At 72.4% G+C, this 15,287-nt stretch carries 10 protein-coding genes; 5 read left to right on the forward strand and 5 right to left on the reverse strand.

The annotated features are described in order from the left end of the window. Positions 1-4 precede the first annotated feature (4 nt). The 3 genes from AC07DF_RS29020 to AC07DF_RS29030 all read left to right on the forward strand — a co-directional run bounded on the left by AC07DF_RS29020 (position 5) and on the right by AC07DF_RS29030 (position 4,563). On the forward strand, positions 5-2,917 hold the full coding sequence (locus AC07DF_RS29020; protein WP_478977618.1) for an SUKH-4 family immunity protein: 2,913 nt from the start codon (positions 5-7) through the stop codon (positions 2,915-2,917). 146 nt (positions 2,918-3,063) lie between these two features. After that, the gene (locus tag AC07DF_RS29025; RefSeq protein ID WP_382588920.1) at positions 3,064-3,525 is read left to right on the forward strand and encodes a carboxymuconolactone decarboxylase family protein; all 462 of its coding nucleotides are present in this window, start codon (positions 3,064-3,066) and stop codon (positions 3,523-3,525) included. 144 nt (positions 3,526-3,669) lie between these two features. After that, the gene (locus tag AC07DF_RS29030) at positions 3,670-4,563 is read left to right on the forward strand and encodes a cellulose-binding protein (protein ID WP_478977622.1); all 894 of its coding nucleotides are present in this window, start codon (positions 3,670-3,672) and stop codon (positions 4,561-4,563) included. Between the two features lie 108 nt (positions 4,564-4,671). Here AC07DF_RS29030 and AC07DF_RS29035 read toward each other — a convergent pair whose 3' ends face one another. From AC07DF_RS29035 to AC07DF_RS29055, 5 genes are all read right to left on the reverse strand, one after another. Then, positions 4,672-6,285 carry a sodium/solute symporter gene (locus AC07DF_RS29035; RefSeq protein ID WP_478977625.1) on the reverse strand — a complete coding sequence of 538 codons (1,614 nt, stop codon included), beginning with the start codon at positions 6,283-6,285 and terminating at the stop codon, positions 4,672-4,674. Next, positions 6,282-6,725, reverse strand: a complete 444-nt coding sequence (locus tag AC07DF_RS29040; protein ID WP_478977628.1) for a DUF485 domain-containing protein — start codon at positions 6,723-6,725, stop codon at positions 6,282-6,284. The genes AC07DF_RS29035 and AC07DF_RS29040 overlap by 4 nt, the downstream gene beginning before the upstream one ends. A gap of 193 nt (positions 6,726-6,918) precedes the next feature. Further along, on the reverse strand, positions 6,919-9,327 hold the full coding sequence (locus AC07DF_RS29045; RefSeq protein ID WP_478977631.1) for a hypothetical protein: 2,409 nt from the start codon (positions 9,325-9,327) through the stop codon (positions 6,919-6,921). Between the two features lie 81 nt (positions 9,328-9,408). Continuing rightward, positions 9,409-9,918 carry a GNAT family N-acetyltransferase gene (locus AC07DF_RS29050; protein WP_478977634.1) on the reverse strand — a complete coding sequence of 170 codons (510 nt, stop codon included), beginning with the start codon at positions 9,916-9,918 and terminating at the stop codon, positions 9,409-9,411. A gap of 20 nt (positions 9,919-9,938) precedes the next feature. Continuing rightward, positions 9,939-11,432: an MFS transporter gene (locus tag AC07DF_RS29055; RefSeq protein ID WP_478977637.1), complete on the reverse strand. Its 1,494-nt coding sequence runs from the start codon at positions 11,430-11,432 to the stop codon at positions 9,939-9,941. 385 nt (positions 11,433-11,817) lie between these two features. Here AC07DF_RS29055 and AC07DF_RS29060 point away from each other — a divergent pair, with 385 nt between their 5' ends. Both AC07DF_RS29060 and AC07DF_RS29065 read left to right on the forward strand, forming a co-directional pair. Then, positions 11,818-12,606: an ABC transporter ATP-binding protein gene (locus AC07DF_RS29060; protein WP_193480003.1), complete on the forward strand. Its 789-nt coding sequence runs from the start codon at positions 11,818-11,820 to the stop codon at positions 12,604-12,606. Then, positions 12,603-15,182, forward strand: a complete 2,580-nt coding sequence (locus AC07DF_RS29065; RefSeq protein WP_478977642.1) for an ABC transporter permease — start codon at positions 12,603-12,605, stop codon at positions 15,180-15,182. The genes AC07DF_RS29060 and AC07DF_RS29065 overlap by 4 nt, the downstream gene beginning before the upstream one ends. The last annotated feature ends 105 nt before the right edge of the window (positions 15,183-15,287 follow it).

The raw sequence follows: 15,287 nt of genomic DNA on the forward strand, positions 1-15,287 counted from the left end.
GGCGATGGTGACCTTCGCTCAGGCGCAGGAGCGCGCGGAAGAGTGGATCAACGGCGACCTGCCGTCGTACCAGCATCGTGAGGTGCGGGTGCGGGAGTTCGACCTCGGGTTCGTGGTGTGGGCCGAGGACCGTGCGGACGGGCCCCGCTCGGACGGGGGCGCGCAGCGGCTGGTGATCGCGCGGGACAGTGGCGAGGCGACGCTGTGGCCCGGGCTGCCGGTCGGTGAGGTGATCCGCCGGTACGAGGAGGAGTACGGCCGTCCGGACGCGGTGGACGAGCCGGCGCCGGCGCCTCCCGCGCGGGTGGATCTGAATCAGACGTCCTTCCTGCTGACTCCGCCGGAGTGGTTGCAGGACGCGGCGGACAAGCTGGGGATTCCGGATCGGCGGGGGGCCGGGGCGGGGTCCGCCGCCGAGTCGGCTGCGTCTGCGTCCGCGTCTCCTTCTGTTTCCGGTTCCGGTTCCGCGGGTGATTCCGGCTCCGGGAGCGGGGCGTCGTGGCCGGCCGCTGGGGGGAGTGACTCGGACGCTTCCGGTGCTCCGGGTGCGCCGGGTGCGCCGGGTGCGCCGGGTGCTCCGGGTGGCCCGGTGGCTCCGGCCGCGCCTGCCGGGGCGACGCCCTGGGCCGGCACGGACACCAACGGCGATGGCGGAGACGACCGTTCCGTACCGCTGCCCGCGACGGTTTTCGCGCCGCCGCTGGGCGAGGCCGACGAGAACCCGTCGCCGCCCTCGACGACGTCCGACGCCAAGACCGCGCTGATCGCGGGCGGGAGCCAGCTGCCGCGGACGGCGGTCACGCCGGCGGTGGACGGGCCGGCGGCCGACGGGCTTCCGGCGGACGCGCCGAACGCGCAGGGCGCCGGGACTCCGGCCGGTCCGGGGTACGGCTATCCGGCGGGGCCGGGCGCCGCTCCCGGGGCGCCGGGTACCTCGCCGCACGGTGGTGTGCCGGGCACGCCCCCCGCCGGTGTGCCGCAGGGCAGTACGCCGCCGCCCGCGTCGCCGAGCGGGCAGCCGTACGGCTATCCGCAGCCGCCTGCCGGGCCGGGTGCGCCGGAGCGGCCGCTCGCGCCGAACGCCGGGGACATCGCCGACGCCGCGACCAGCAAGGCGACTCCGCCGCCGGGTCGTGGCCGGGGCGCGGGTCCGACCACGCCGCCTCCGCCGGGCGCGCCGGGTACGCCGGGTGCGCGGCCGGGCGATACGCCTCCGCCGTCGGGGCCCGGTGCGCCGGGGACTCCGGCGGGTGGGTATGTGCCGACGCAGATGGTGTCTGCGCTTGGGCCTGAAGGGCCTGGGGCTCCCGGGGTTCCCGGACCTCCTGGTGCTCCTGGTGCTCCTGGTGCTCCTCAGGGTCCCGGTGGTGCCGGGAGTCCTTCGGGGGCCGGGGTGCCGACGGGCCAGGGTGCGCCGCTGCCTCCGCAGCAGCCGCCGGGCGCGCCGGGTGCTCCTGGCGCCCCTGGTGCGCCGCAGCCTCCTGGTGCCCCCGGTGGTACGCCCCCGGGCGGTGTCCACCATGCCGCCACGATGCTGGCCGATCCCGGCCGGCCGGGCCCGGGCGCGCCTCAGCCGCCGCAGCCTCCGGGACCGCCCGGTGCGCCTGGTGCCTCCCAGCCTCCGGGTGTTCCGCATCCTCCCGGTGCTCCCGGTGCTCCCGGTGCCCCGGGTGTGCCCGGAGCCGGCGCGGGGCCTGTGCATCACGCCGAGACCATGCTGGCCTCCCCGCCCCCGGCGGGGGGTCCCGGCGTGCCTCCGCCGCCGCAGGCTCCCGGCGCACCCCCCGCCGCGCCGCCGATGCCGCCGCCCGGCGCGATGCCGGGTGCGGTGCCGCCCGGTGCGGTGCCGCCGGGTGCGGTGCCGCCCGGTGCGGTGCCGCCGCCCGGTCAGCCCGTCCCCGGGCCGCCGCCGGCGTACGGCTATCCGCAGCCGCCCGCCGGGCAGCCGACGGTCGGTCCCGGCTACCAGGCCGTGTTGCGCTACCGCGCGCAGGACGGTTCCGAGCAGCAGCTGATCCGGCGTTCGGCGCCGGGTACGCCGCACCCGGAGTGGCAGATCTTCCATGAGCTGCGGGCCATGAACGTGCCCCCGGACCAGGTGCTGGAGCTGCACACCGAGCTGGAGTCGTGCGAGCTGCCGGGCGCGTACTGCGCGCGGATGATCCGGGAGCAGTGGCCGCAGGCGCGCATCACGAGCATCGCGCCGTACGGCACGGACCACGCGAGCCGGCAGCAGGGCATGCGGCAGTTGCTGGCCCACCAGGGCGAGTTGCACCAGGTGGCGGACGGCCCGGCGCGTCCGGCTCCGGTGCGTGCTCCGCTGCCGCCGGTGCAGCCGGCGCCGCCGGTTCCGCCGGAGGCCGTCGCGCAGGAGCTGGGGGCCGCGTTCGGGCCGGGTGTGTTCCGGTTCGAGCAGGCCGCGGTGTCGCGTCAGGGGGTGCCGCCGGTCGTGGCGCACACGCTGGTGGCGGCCGGTTTGCCGATGGACATGGGCCCGTTCTTCTGGGCGCAGGCGCAGCCGGGCCGGCCCGTTCCGACGCTGGCGGAGCTGGCGGCCGAGCGCGGTGTGCAGCCGGCCTCGGACGCGGGTTCCTATCTGGTGATGGGCAGCGACTTCGGCAAGGCGATCTGTGTGCAGTACGGCACGGCCAACATCGTCGCCGTGCCGGTGGAGGCGGGGCCGGGCGGGGCGCCCGTGCCGCCGCAGTTCGTGAACACCGGGCTGCCGGAATTCGCGCGCTGTCTGGCGCTGCTCGGGCGGATGTGGCGGCTGCGGTTCGGGCTGAACCAGGAGCAGGCGGGCCGCTGGACCGTCGACTTCCAGGCACAGCTGGCCGCGCTCGACCCGGCGGCACTGGGGTCGCCGGAGAGCTGGTGGTCGGTGCTGCTGGAGCAGATGTGGGACGGACTGCTGTGACACACCGCCGCTGACGTGCGGAAAGAGAAGCCGGGCCCGGTCGGTCGTACGACCGGGCCCGGCTTCTTCGTGTCCGGCTGTCACATCTCCTCGTGCCGCTTCGTCAGTGAAGTGACAGCGACGCACCGACACAGGAGGCAGAGATCATGCAGGCACGGATGACGAACCCGGCGTACGTCCTTCCCGGCGCGATGAAGGGCATCGGCGGCATCTTCCAGGCGATCGGGGAGGGCGGCCTGCGGCAGGAGCTGGCGGAGATCGTCGGGCTGCGCGCCAGCCAGATCAACGGCTGTGGCGCCTGTGTGCACGGGCACACCGTCAACCTCCGCAAGGCCGGGGTGAGTGAGGAGCGGATCAGTGCCGTCGCGGCCTGGCGTCACGCCCCCTTCTTCTCGGACGCCGAGCGTGCGGCGCTGAAACTGACGGAGGCGATCACGCGGCTCGCGGACCTTTCGGAGGAGTCGGTGCCGGACGCCCTGTGGGACGAGGTGGCCGATCACTTCGACGAGAAGGAACTCTCCGGGCTGATTCTCACCGTCTCGCTCACGAACATGTTCAACCGCATCAACACGACCATCCAGGAGCCCGCGGGCACCACATGGGGCTGACGGCCGTACGGGCCGGTCGTGGGCCCGTGACCTCTGTGCGGAGTGTCGCGTTATGAACACTTCTGCCTGATCCACCAAGATGTGCGCGAAATCATCCCGTTTCTTGTGCGGCTTCGCGTCGGTGAGGTGGAGAGGGGTTCCAGGATGAGCAGCGCGTCGGTGTCGCCGCACGGCTTCGTGGCCGGGCGGGGGCGTGGCTACCGTCCCGAGCAGGTGGACAGGTACGCCGAGGCCGTCTCCCAGAATCGTGACGCGGCCTGGGAGCGGGCCGCCCGGCTGACGGTGCTCGCCCGGCAGATGGACGCGGAACTGGCCCTGCTGCGGGAGACCGTGGCGGGGCTCGCGCCGCAGGACTACGCGTCGCTCGGGGAGGGGGCGCGGCGGCTCTTCGAACTCGGCCGGGAGGAGGCCGAGGCCGTTCGGGACAGGGCGCGGGAGGAGGCGCGGCGCATCGTCGAGGATGCGCAGGCCGCCGCGGCCGAGATGCGCGAGGCCGCGCAGGCGCACGCCGACGCCGTACGCGCCGACGCCGACGAACGTGCCCGGCAGCGGCTGCTCGTGGCGAGCGCGGAGGCCGAGGAGATCCGTGTCTCGGTCCGGTGCGGGGCGAAGGAACAGCGGGGTGAGGCGCTGGCCGCGCTGCGGGAGATGCGGCAGCGCTCCTCCGGGATGCTCGCCGAGCGGGAAAAGGAGCGTGCGGAGCGCTGGGCGGAGGTGGAGCGCGAGGAGGCGGCGCGGGCTGAGGAGCTGGACGCGCGCCACGCGGAGGCGGTGGCGCGCGCCGAGCGGGACCTGTCCGAGGCGGAGCAGGCCCTCGCCGACGCCGAGGAATCGGCCCGCAGCCGGCAGGAGGAGGCCCAGGAGCGTGCCGCGGAGCTGATCGCCCAGGCCCGGGAACACGCGGACCGCGTCGAAGACGAGACGGAGCGGCTGCTGCGCGCGCACGCGGAGCAGGGCGAGGACGTGCGGGCCCACATCGACCGCGTCCACGCCAGCCTGGCGGCGTGGGCGGGGCCGGCGGGGCCGGCGGGGGAGTGACACGGGCCGTCGCGCGTGGGCGATGGTGTCGTGTGCCGGCGGATGCGGGTGACGCCCCGGCCGCCGCTCTCGCGAGGCCGGCGGGGCGTCGTGCCGTGCCGCTTCCGGTCAGTGGTTCCTGCGTACCGCGCCCGCGAGGATCCAGCCCTCCACCGCCTCGTACTGGTGGCGTTGTTCCTCCGACTTCCGGCGGCCGGAGGCCATCGTGCCCAGCCAGCCGCAGGCGAAGCCCAGGGGTATGGAGAGCAGGCCCGTGGTGGTGAACGGGAACCAGTTGAAGTCGGCGTCGGGGAAGGCCGAGACGGGGGAGCCGGAGACCAGGTTGGTGCCCGGCATCAGCAGCAGGACGGCCAGCGAGCCGCCGATGAGGGTGCTGAGCAGGCCCGTCCGGGTGTAGCGGCGCCAGAAGAGGCTGTAGACCAGCGCGGGCGCGATGGCGGAGGCGCCGAGGCAGAAGGACAGCGTCACCAGCGGCTGGAGGCTGCGGTGCTGGACGAGCGTGGCCAGCAGGATCGCCGGGATGCCCACCGCCAGGGCCGAGAGCCGGGCCAGTGTCATCTCGCGGCGCGGTGACATCTCCTGCACCCGGGCCGCGAACACGTCGTGCGCGAGGGAGTTGGCGCAGGCGAGGATCATGCCGGCGACGGAGGCGAGCAGCGTGAGGAAGACGGCCGTGGTGACGGTCGTGAACAGGAATGTCTCCGCCGTCGACACCTCGGCGCCGAACGCCGCCTGCGAGCCCAGCAGATAGGCCGTGTTGCCCTGCGGGTCGACCTGGGCGATCGTCTCCCGCCCGATCAGCGCGGTCGCGCCGAAGCCGATGACCGTGATGACGAGCACGAACAGGGCCACGCCGGACACGGCCCAGGACATCGAACGCCGTACCTGCCGGGCGCTGGAGGCGGTGTACATGCGCATGGTGACGTGCGGCAGGACGCCACCGCCGAGGACCACGGTCAGCTGCGAGGTGATCATGTCCAGGCCGGGGCTGGGACCGCCCGCGAACTGCAGGCCGGACGAGAGGAACGCCGAGCCCACGCCGCTGTTGTCGGCGGCCGCGCCGAACAGGGCCCCCGGGTCCCAGTCGAACCGGTTCAGGATCAGTACCGCGACCACCATGCCCGAACCGAGCAGCATCACGATCTTGAGGATCTGGATGAGGGCGGTGCCCTTCATGCCGCCGATCGCCGCGTAACTGATCATGAGCGCGCCCACGCCGATGATGCAGCCCGTCTGCATCGACTCGCCGGAGAAGCCGAGGATGAACGCCATCAGCTGCCCGGTCCCCGCCAACTGCACCAGCATCAGCGGCACCAGCGCCGCCAGCGTCACCGCACAGGCCGCGATCCGCACACCGCGTCCCGGCATACGGCGGGTCAGCGCGTCGCCCATGGTGAACCGGCCCGCGTTGCGCAGCGGTTCGGCCAGCAGGAACATCAGCAGCATCAGCGACAGCGCCGTGCTCATGGCCAGGACGGTGCCGTCGTAGCCGAAGAGGGCGATCACGCCGCCGGTGCCGAGGACCGTCGCGGCGGAGATGTAGTCGCCGGCGATCGCCAGGCCGTTGCGCATGGGGGACAGCGAGCTGTAGCCGGTGTAGAACTCGTCGAGGTCGTCCCGGTCCGGGCCCGTCATCACGCAGAGCAGCAGGGTGATCGTCGCGACCGATGTGAAGCCCACCAGGGACATCGCCTGCGCGTTGCCGCTGAACTCGCTGATCACCGTGCCGCCTCCCGCTTGGCGTCCAGCTGGGCCTGCTTGCGTATCCGGTCCGCGATCGGGTCGACGCGACGGCGGGCCGTCTGCTCGTACAGGGCGATGGCGAGCCAGGTCACGGGCACCTGGATGAGGGCGAGCAGCAGGCCGGTGGGCAGGCCGTCGGTGACGGTGCTCGTCATGAACGACGGTGCGAACGCCGACAGGATCAGGAACAGGGTGAAGTAGCCGAGCGCCGTGAGCGTGGCCACGCGGCGCTGCCAGCGGTAGGCGCTGCGCAGCACCCGCAGGTCGCTGTGGTGCCCGAGCGCGGTGTGGCGCTGGGCGCGCGGCTCGGGTGGTTCGGACGGCTGCTGCGGCTGCCAGGGGTAGGTGTCGTACGTGTGGTAGGAGGGCGAGGAATCGGGTGGTGGGTAGGGGTAGGACGGTGGCGGGTCGTAGGACATCCCGGTGCTCCTTGCGAGGGTTGGATCCGGTGCGGCGGGCCGCAGGGAGGTGGGGGGCGGGCGGCCACGCACGTTACTTCGGAGTACCGGGGCAGCGCGAGGGTTTGGCCAAACTGATTGGTCGGTATGCGCTTACCTTTTTGACCTTGGGTGTTACCTCCGTTAACTCAGGCTTTTGAGCGTCCCTGGTGGGTTACTTGAGATGGATCAGCGCCACGGACGCCGGAACTTCGGTGTGATCATCGAGCGCCGCGCCGAACGCCAGCCGCCGGTCGATCCGGCGTGGGACCGAACTCTCCGCGCGGATCGTGAAGTCGACCCCGATCCGCCCTCCGGCGGGGACGCGTATGTGCCCTTTCTGCCCTTTCCGCCCTTGTTCCGCCCGCACGGTCCACCCGTCGCCCATCGGCCGTGCCGTGACCGTCACACGGTGTGCGGTGTCGTCGAAGTTGTAGACGTCGACGGTCATCCGCGTACGGCGGCCGAGACGGTAGCCGTGCGGCGGCGGCGCGTCCCCGTCGTCCTTGCCGGGGGCGGCGTCACGGACGGAGAAGCGCTGGGCGAGGACGATGTGTTCGGCGGGGGAGAGGCGGGCCCTCGGGCGGGTGGCGGCCGGCGGGGCGGGCGCGTCCGCAGGGGTGACGACGTACAGGGGGTCGCGTGCGGCGGTCACCGGCCGCCCGGTGGGCAGGCGGCGGCCCATCATGTCGTAGGCCGTCCCCCTCACGTGCCGGTCCAGGCGTACGGGCCGCTCCGCCCACAGGACCGTGACCCGCTCGCCGCGCCCGCTGTCGAAGTCGAGGCCCCGCACTCCGTCCGGCAGCCGGGGCGTGGGACCGGTGAAGTGTGCCGTGCCGAGCAGCGAGGTGAGGGCCGCGAACGCGCTGTAGGCGGGCAGGGGCCGGAAGCCACGGTCGAGCAGGCCGAAGTAGACGCCGTCGTCGTGCAGTGGGGGGCCCGCGAACCAGAACTGCCGGTCGTTCCCGGCCGCCAGGCCCTCCACCGTCGAGCGCACCACGTACCGGGCCTGCGCGATCTCCTGCCCGGGCGTCAGGTCCTCCCCCGGCCGGGCCTTCTGGAACGCGCCGCACTCCGTCATCCACAGCGGTATGTCCGCCTGGTGCCGGCGGGCCAGCTCGTGCTGCTCGTCCGCGGCGCCCGGGAAGCGGGGTTCGCCCGGTTCGGTGGGGTCCGGGTAGCCGTGGAAGGCCCACACGTCGGCGTACCGCACCACGTCGTTGGCCAGCATCAGGTCCTGGAAGGGGCCGGTCTGCGCGATGCCCGGCAGGACGACCAGGCAGGGTTCCCTCGCCGCGTCCTTGATGCCGAGCGCGGCGGCCTTCACGAACGCGGCGTGGGCGTCGCCGGTGCTGCGGGTGGTGTCGACGTCCGGTTCGTTCGACAACTGGAGGGCCTCGGGGGCGGCCGCGGCCAGACGGCGGGCGTAGCGGTAGGCATGCCTGAGGTCCGCCGGGAGCGGCAGCGAGGTGTCGGTCATGGCCCACTCGGGGGCGGGGGAGAGCACGTCGAGGACGGCCAGGCCGTGGGCGCGCAGGGTGCGGGTGCGGCCATCGTGCTGCGCCGTGTCGTACCCGCCGGGCTCCGGTTCGGCCGCGGGCCAGGACTGCCCGTCCCGTACCCAGCCGGCTCCCATGTCCCGCAGGGCGGCGGCGAAGTCCGCGAGCCGGGACGGCGGGACGAGGGAGGACGCCCAGAGGTTCACACCGAAGCGGCTGGTGGGGCCGGTGACGGGGGGCCGGGCCGGCAGACGCGCGAACCGGCCCGTCACGCCGTCCGCCCTCACGAGGTAGTGGCCCGGGGGCAGTTCGGGGAGCGTGACCGTCGCGCTCGCGTCACCGGCGGCGATGGTGGCCCGGCCGGTGGCCACTTGGCGGCCGTGGTGGTCGCTGACGGCGTACCGCACGCGGTGCGGGTGCGTGGCGTGCCCGTCAAGTGCCAGGCGCAGCCGGGCCGGTTCGCCCTCGCGGTGCCGGGGAACCGACAGTTCGCGCAGGGCCGGGTGCCCCTCCAGGCGGCGCAAGGTGAAGCGGTCCAGGGTCAGGACGTACGCGATCGTGTCGTCGAGGACGGCCGGTTCGGTGACGCGGAAGGTGAGCGAGTCGGTGCCGCCCCGCAGTTCGACCACGCCCAGGTCCAGGACGGACAGGTCGCCCCAGGCCGGCGGGGACTCGTACCAGTGCGGTTGCGAGCGGGCGATCTCCGTGAACGGGCCGTCGTTCACGGACAGGTGCGGGTAGGAGGCCACGGCTTCCGTGTGCGGTGTCTCGACCGGCGCCGTGGCCACGGCCGTCAGCGCGTACACCCCGGCCCGCGGGACGCGCACGGTGTACGTCGCGTACCAGCCGGTCCGGGCCGGGGGAGTCTCGGTCGTTCGTAACCCGAGATAGCGCCCTCCCGAAGCCCGGCGGTCCCGGCGGACGGGGATGTTCGTCCGCGCCGCGGCCTCGCCCTGCACCGTCACTGTCACCGTCGTGGGCGTGGCCGCCGGGGCCTTGCCGCCGCCTGCCGAGGCGGTGGCGCCGCTCGCCGCCGCCACCGCTCCGAGTCCCGCCGCCATCGCCGTGCGCCTGTTGAAGTCCATGCCACCAGCAGACACGCACCGCCCTCCGCAGCGCGTCACCCGCAAGAGTGCCCGGTCCCGGAAACGGGTCGGGGTCGCGCCCTAGGGGCTGTCGGGGGCGGTGCCGAGGTGCCGGAGTATGTAGCGGACTCCCGGGCGGCCGCCCACGGTTGCCTCCTCCACCCGCGTGAAGCCGTTGCGGGCCAGGACGGTCATGGAGGCCGGGTTGTCCAGGGTCGTGGCCGCGGTGAGGGAGGTCAGGCCGTAGTCGGTGGCGGCCAGACGGCACACCTGTGCGACGGCCGCTGTCGCCACGCCCCGGCCCGCCGCCCGTTCGCCGATGCGGTAGCCGAGTTCGGCGCTGCCGTCCACCAGGTCCATCAGGTTCACCCGGCCTATCAGGTCCCCCTCCTCCCCGAGGACGACATGGAAGCGGCACACGCGCGCGTGCTGCTCCGCCAGCAGCGCCCGGTGGCGTTCGGCGAACCCCGCCGGCGTGAAGTAGGCGTCCCCGCGGTCCGGCACCGTGCGGGCGAAGTAGGCCCGGTTCTCCCGCTCGAAGGCCAGCAGTGCGTCCGCGTGATCGGTTCGGAGTGGTTCCAAGGTCACCATGGGCGGGAGGATACGGACGGTCAGTCCTTGAGCACCGGGAATTTCCGGGGCGCGAGGAACAGCAGCACCAGGAACGCCAGTGCCGCCGCGCACGAAGCGCCCAGGTAGACGGCGTGCACCGCGTCGGCGATCGCCCGCCGGGTCGCCTCGGGCGCGCTGCCCGAGTCGAGTGCCCGGGTCACCGAGTCGAGGTCGCTCGCCCCGCCGAGCCGTGCGGCCAGCACCCCGTTGGCGACCGCGCCGAAGAGTGCCGCGCCGATCGTCTGGCCGGTCTGGCGGCAGAAGAGCACGGACGCGGTCGTCGTACCGCGCTCCGCCCAGCCCACGGTCGACTGCACCCCGACGATGAGCGGCAGCTGGAACAGGCCCAGCGCGGCGCCGAGCAGCAGCATCAGCAGGGTCGGCTGCCAGGCCTGTCCCGGGTAGGGGAGAAAGGGGAACGCGAACAGGATCAGCGCCGCCGCGCCGATGCCCAGCATCGCGGTGTTGCGGAAGCCGATCCTGCGGTACACGTGCTGACTCAGGGCCGCCGATATGGGCCAGCTCAACGTCCATACGGAGAGCACGAATCCGGCGGCCACGGGCGCCAGGCCCAGCACGCCCTGGGCGTAGGTGGGCAGGAACACCGTCGGCGCCACCATCAGCAGGCCCAGCGCGCCCAGGGCCAGATTGACCGCGGCGATCGTACGGCGGCGCCACACCCAGCCCGGGATGATCGGCTCCGCGGCCCGCCGCTCCACCAGCACCACCACAGCGACCAGGGCGAGTCCCGTACCGAACAGGGCGAGCGAGGGCGCCGACAGCCACGGCCACGCCACTCCGCCCTGCACCAGGGCCGCGAGCAGAACCCCGCCGCAGGCGAACACCGCGAGCGCGCCCGCCCAGTCCACGCGCCCGTGCGTACGGGCTTCGCGCTCCGGCTCGTGCAGATGACGCACGATCAGCCACAGAGCGACCGCGCCGATCGGCAGGTTGACCAGGAAGATCCACCGCCAGTCCGCGTACGCGGCGAGCACCCCGCCGAGCCCCGGCCCGGCGACCGCGGACACCGCCCACACCGTGGAGAGCTTCGACTGGATCTTGGGCCGGTCCTTCAGCGGGTACAGGTCGGCGGCGAGCGTCTGCACCGTGCCCTGGAGGGCGCCGCCGCCCAGGCCCTGGATGATGCGGAAGGCGATGAGCGCCTCCATGTTCCAGGCCAGCGCGCACAGCAGGGAGCCGAGGAGGAAGACCACCGAGCCCACGACGAGGACCGGCTTGCGGCCGAAGGTGTCGGAGAGCTTGCCGTAGACGGGCAGGGTGACGGTCACGGCCAGCAGATAGCCGGAGAACAGCCAGGAGAAGACGGAGAATCCGCCGAGGTCCCCGACGATCTGCGGCACGGCGGTCGAGACGATGGTGGAGTCGAGCGCCGCCAGCGCCATCGAGAGCATCAGCGCGGCGACGACGGCTCCGCGTCGGCCGGTCGCGGCGGGAGGCGCTGTCTCACGTGCCGCGGAACTGGTGCTTCCCACCCGGGTGCCTCCCCCTCGCGCCTGCCTGCCCCTTGCACCTATCTACCGCCCCGACAGCTTCCCACTTGACCCTGACGTCGCGGGAGGGTGGAGCCTGAATGGGCCGTCGGGTGGAGCGAACCCTGAGACGGTCTCCACCCTTCGGTGGACTGCCCCTAGGGGTACCTCCGTACTACGACCTGGGGAGGGTTCGTACCGGCGGAGGACGAGACGCGCAGGGGCCGCTCCTTAACCTGGCTTTACGCCGTCGGGGGGCGGCGTCGCACACCGGCGGGGGTGGGGTTTTCCACAGGAAAAGACTGCGCTGAGCACCAGGGCGCGGGACCACTCCCGCCGGAAGACTTGAGGCACTTCACCATCTGCTGACCGACATAGGAGACATACCGTGACATCGGCTGTGACCATTCCCAGGCACGGGGGTACTGGAGGGCGTACGGCCGTTGCCGCGCGGGCGCGGCAGGTCGTGAAGGCGTACGGATCCGGTGAGACCCGTGTCGTCGCCCTCGACCACGTCGACGTGGACATCGCACGCGGCCAGTTCACCGCGATCATGGGCCCCTCGGGGTCCGGCAAGTCCACGCTCATGCACTGCCTTGCTGGGCTCGACACCGTCACCGGCGGGCAGATCTACCTCGACGAGACCGAGATCACCGGCCTGAAGGACAAGAAGCTCACGCGACTGCGCCGGGACCGGATCGGGTTCATCTTCCAGGCGTTCAACCTGCTGCCGACGCTGAACGCGATAGAGAACATCACTCTGCCCATGGACATCGCCGGCCGCAAGCCGGACAAGGAGTGGCTCGGGCGGGTCGTGGAGACCGTCGGGCTCTCCGACCGTCTCAAGCACCGGCCCACCCAGCTCTCCGGAGGCCAGCAGCAGCGCGTCGCCGTGGCACGGGCGCTGGCGGCCCGGCCCGAGATCATCTTCGGGGACGAGCCGACCGGAAACCTCGACTCGCGCGCGGGCGCCGAGGTGCTCGGCTTCCTGCGCCGCTCCGTCGACGAGCTGGGCCAGACCATCGTGATGGTCACCCACGACCCGGTCGCCGCCAGTTACGCGGACCGTGTCCTGTACCTCGCCGACGGCCGGATCGTCGACGAGATGTACAAGCCGACCGCGGACGCCGTCCTCGACCGCATGAAGGACTTCGACGCCCGGGGGCGTACGTCATGACCGTCATGAAGACCTCGATGCGCAACTTCCTCGCGCACAAGGGCCGCATGGCGCTGTCGGCGATCGCCGTCCTGCTGTCGGTGGCCTTCGTCTGCGGGACGCTCGTCTTCACGGACACCATGTCCACCACGTTCGACAAGCTCTTCGCGGCCACCTCCTCGGACGTGACGGTGAGCCCCAAGGGGGCCTCCGACACCGGGGAGACGACCGCCGACAACGGCAAGCCGCCGGTCATGCCGGCCTCCGTGCTCGCCGAGGTGCGCAAGGCGCAGGGTGTGAAGTCCGCCGAGGGCGCGGTGTTCTCCACGTCGGTGACCGTCGTCGACGCCGACAAGGACAATCTGTCGCCCTCCAGCGGCGCCCCGACCATCGTCGGCGGCTGGAACAGCAACGAAGCCCGCACCATGAAGATCACCTCCGGTGCGGCGCCCAAGAGCTCCGACCAGATCATGGTCGACGCCGACACCGCCGACAAGCACGGCCTGAAGCTCGGTGACCCGATCGGCGTGATCAGCGCGACGGGCACCCACACCGCGAAGGTCTCCGGCATCGCCGACTTCACCGTCACCAACCCCGGTGCCGCGATCTTCTACCTCGACACCAAGACCGCCCAGCAGACCCTGGTCGGCGAGAGCGGCGTCTACACCAACGTCAACGTCACCGCGGCCGCCGGCGTCAGCGACGCGCAGCTGAAGAAGAACGTCGCGACCGCGCTCGGTGGCGACTTCCAGGTGCAGACCGCCAAGGAGACCGCCGACGCCAACCAGAAGGGCGTCGCGGGCTTCATGAACGTCATGAAGTACGCGATGCTCGGCTTCGCCGGGATCGCCTTCCTCGTCGGCATCTTCCTGATCATCAACACCTTCTCCATGCTGGTCGCCCAGCGCACCAGGGAGATCGGCCTGATGCGGGCGATCGGCTCCTCCCGCAAGCAGGTCAACCGCTCGGTGCTGGCCGAAGCGCTGCTGCTCGGCCTCGTCGGCTCGGTGCTCGGCGTGGGCGCCGGCGTCGGCCTCGCGATCGGCCTGATGAAGCTCATGGGCCAGATGGGCATGGAGCTGTCCACCGACGACCTGACGGTGGCCTGGACGACCCCGGTGGTCGGCCTGGTCCTCGGCGTGATCGTCACCGTCCTGGCCGCCTACCTGCCCGCCCGGCGCGCCGGCAAGATCTCCCCGATGGCCGCGCTGCGCGACGCCGGCGCCCCCGCGGACGCCAAGGCCGGCTGGATCCGCGCCGCGATCGGCACCGTCCTCACCGGCGGCGGCGCCTTCGGCCTGTATCTGGCGACGGCGGCCGACCAGGCCAAGGAGGGCTCGCTGTGGCTCGGCCTCGGCGTGGTGCTGTCGCTGATCGGCTTCGTCGTCATCGGCCCGCTGCTCGCCGGCGGTGTGGTCCGGGTCCTCGGTGCCGTCCTGCTGCGCATGTTCGGCCCCGTGGGCCGCATGGCCGAGCGCAACGCCCTGCGCAACCCGCGCCGCACCGGCGCGACGGGCGCCGCGCTGATGATCGGCCTCGCCCTGGTGGCGTGCCTGTCCGTGGTCGGCTCCTCCATGGTGGCCTCCGCCACCGACCAGCTCGACAAGACCGTCGGCACGGACTTCATCATCCAGTCCGACAGCGGCCAGCTGATCACCCCACAGGCGGTCAAGGCGGCGAAGTCCGCGTCGGACGTGGAGCGGGTCACCGAATACAAGTGGACCAAGGCCGACTTCACCACCCCCGACGGCAAGACGCTCAAGGACACGGCGATCACGGCCGCCGACCCCTCCTACGCGACCGACCTGCGCACCGAAACGGTCTCCGGCAAGCTCCCCGACGCCTACAAGCCCGACTCGATGTCCGTCCACGAGAAGTTCGCCAAGGACCACGGCATCAGCCTCGGCTCCAAGATCGAGGTGGCGTTCAAGGACGGCCGTACGGCCGACCTGACGGTCCGCGCGATCACCAGCAGTGACGTCGTGATCGACGCGGGCGCGATGTACACGTCCATCTCGACCATGGCCAAGTACGTCCCGGCCGACAAGATGCCGCTGGACTCGCTGCTCTTCGTCACCGCCGAGGACGGACAGCAGGACGCCGCCTACAAGTCCCTGAAGTCGTCCATGAACGACTACCCGCAGTACACCGTGCGCGACCAGACCGACTACAAGGAAGCCCTGAAGGACCAGATCGGCCAGCTGCTCAACATGATCTACGGCCTGCTGGCCCTGGCGATCATCGTCGCCATCCTGGGTGTCGTGAACACCCTGGCCCTGTCGGTGGTGGAGCGCACCAGGGAGATCGGCCTGATGCGGGCGATCGGCCTGTCCCGCCGCCAGCTGCGCCGCATGATCCGCATGGAGTCCGTCGTCATCGCCCTCTTCGGCGCCCTCCTGGGCCTCGGCCTCGGCATGGGCTGGGGCGCCACCGCGCAGCAGCTGCTCGCGTTGGAGGGCCTGATGGTCCTGGAGATCCCCTGGCCGACGATCATCGGCGTCTTCGTCAGCTCGGCGTTCGTGGGCCTGTTCGCCGCACTGATCCCGGCGTTCCGGGCGGGCCGGATGAACGTCCTGAACGCGATCGCGACGGAGTAGCCCAGCCTCACCGAGAACCACCGCACACGGGGGTAGCGGGGGACCGGCGCCGGGAAGTCCAGGACTTCCCGGCGCCGGGCGCTGTCGTGACCCGGGAGCCCCGCT

The organism is Streptomyces sp. NPDC044719, from assembly GCF_056433405.1.

Bases quoted from the DNA above. Each gene is read 5' to 3' on its own strand.
- AC07DF_RS29065 (WP_478977642.1), top strand. From the start codon at position 12,603: ATGACCGTCATGAAGACCTCGATGCGCAACTTCCTCGCGCACAAGGGC.
- AC07DF_RS29040 (WP_478977628.1), bottom strand. From the start codon at position 6,725: ATGTCCTACGACCCGCCACCGTCCTACCCCTACCCACCACCCGATTCC.
- AC07DF_RS29025 (WP_382588920.1), top strand. From the start codon at position 3,064: ATGCAGGCACGGATGACGAACCCGGCGTACGTCCTTCCCGGCGCGATG.
- AC07DF_RS29030 (WP_478977622.1), top strand. From the start codon at position 3,670: ATGAGCAGCGCGTCGGTGTCGCCGCACGGCTTCGTGGCCGGGCGGGGG.
- AC07DF_RS29045 (WP_478977631.1), bottom strand. From the start codon at position 9,327: ATGGACTTCAACAGGCGCACGGCGATGGCGGCGGGACTCGGAGCGGTG.
- AC07DF_RS29020 (WP_478977618.1), top strand. From the start codon at position 5: ATGGTGACCTTCGCTCAGGCGCAGGAGCGCGCGGAAGAGTGGATCAAC.
- AC07DF_RS29050 (WP_478977634.1), bottom strand. From the start codon at position 9,918: ATGGTGACCTTGGAACCACTCCGAACCGATCACGCGGACGCACTGCTG.